The sequence below is a fragment of the Polynucleobacter sp. 35-46-11 genome, from assembly GCF_002281105.1.
Genome location: NZ_NCFJ01000652.1, coordinates 1 through 1,241, shown reverse-complemented (window position 1 = coordinate 1,241; position 1,241 = coordinate 1). Strand labels below are relative to the sequence as shown.

The following is a 1,241-nucleotide window of genomic DNA, read 5'->3' as shown; positions in this document are numbered from 1 at the left end:
CTTCAAAAATGGGTTCCTGAGGCACATAGGCAATCCGTAGACCTTGCTGATACTGCAAGAGCCCATCATCCATTTTTTCAATGCCGGCGAGAATCTTCAGTAGCGAAGATTTACCAGTGCCATTGCGGCCAATTAAGCCAACCCGCTCCCCTGATTCAAGGGAAAAAGCAGTGTTTGCGAGGAGATCAACGTGGCCAAAAGCCAGTTTTGCATCAGTGAGTACGATTAAAGCCATGGCGACATTATCGTCACTTCATCAAAAGTGCTGACTTTTCTAGTAAGCACGGGATCAAGAAGTAGAATTTACACACGCTTTTCAGCCAAACTCAGAGATTAATGACCTGCAAACTATCCCCTTCCGCCCCACGCTTGATCCTCTTTGCAGGCCATGCTGGTACTGGAAAATCCACTCTAGCTAAAAAAGCATTGCCGCTCATTGTGGAAAAAACAGGGGAGGACTTTTTCTTTTTAGACAAAGATACCGCCTACGGCGCATTTAGCTCCCACATCATGGAGCTCACCACCAATAATCCGAATGATCGTGATAGCCCTTATTACTTAAAACATCTCCGAGATTGGGAGTATGCGGGCCTCATTGCAATTGCCAAAGAAAACCTCCAGCTGGGAGTCAATGTCATTCTCGTTGGCCCTTTTTCTAGCGAGATCCAAAGCGGCAGGATGTTTGATCCAGAAGGATTGGGCATTCCTAGGGAGACAAGCATTCGGATTGCGTGGATTGATCTAGATGAGAATGAAGCTAAGCGTCGCATGGAAAATCGCGCCGACCCCAGAGATGAATGGAAGCTTGTGCATTGGAAGGAATATATTAAGCGCAGAGTCGAACCTCCTACCCATGAATCTATCAAACGCTTTGATAATCTTCACTTTGACCAAAATAAGTTTAATAAGCTAATCGAGTACTTAAGCGAATTCGAGTAGCAAAAAATAGAGCCCCTCAGGGGCTCTATATCAAGTTCTAAGAACTGAATTCTTAGAACTTGTATGTCACACCAACAGCTGGCATCCATGGGTTCAATGTCAGCTTACCCAAGTTTGCACCACCTGAAACAGCTTGAACATTAGTTGCCATCGTTGCATATTTCACATCCAAGTTCAGGCCCCAGTTTTTATCAAGCATGTAATCCATGCCGACCTGACCAACAAAACCAACGCTGGAAGGTTCAATTTGCAAACCAGCTCCACCACCGTAGAAGTTTTGACGATTACCGAAAATAGTGTAG

At 45.1% G+C, this 1,241-nt stretch carries 3 protein-coding genes; 1 reads left to right on the top strand and 2 read right to left on the bottom strand.

All coding sequences use genetic code 11. The features are described 5' to 3' along the window. The coding region (locus B7Y67_RS18485; RefSeq protein ID WP_293599887.1) for an ATP-binding cassette domain-containing protein at window positions 1–235 on the bottom strand (235 nt) is incomplete at its 3' end. Between the two features lie 101 nt (window positions 236–336). Between B7Y67_RS18485 and B7Y67_RS18480 the strand changes: the two genes are divergently transcribed. After that, window positions 337–939 carry an ATP-binding protein gene (locus B7Y67_RS18480; protein ID WP_293599886.1) on the top strand — a complete coding sequence of 201 codons (603 nt, stop codon included), beginning with the start codon at window positions 337–339 and terminating at the stop codon, window positions 937–939. A gap of 52 nt (window positions 940–991) precedes the next feature. Here the strand turns inward: B7Y67_RS18480 and B7Y67_RS18475 are convergent. Further along, window positions 992–1,241, bottom strand: a 250-nt coding sequence (locus B7Y67_RS18475) for an OmpW family outer membrane protein (protein WP_293599885.1), incomplete at its 5' end; no start/stop codon positions are given.

What these genes read in the sequence shown, in the direction of transcription:
- B7Y67_RS18480 (WP_293599886.1), top strand. Translation starts at nt 337, where the DNA reads ATGACCTGCAAACTATCCCCTTCCGCCCCACGCTTGATCCTCTTTGCA.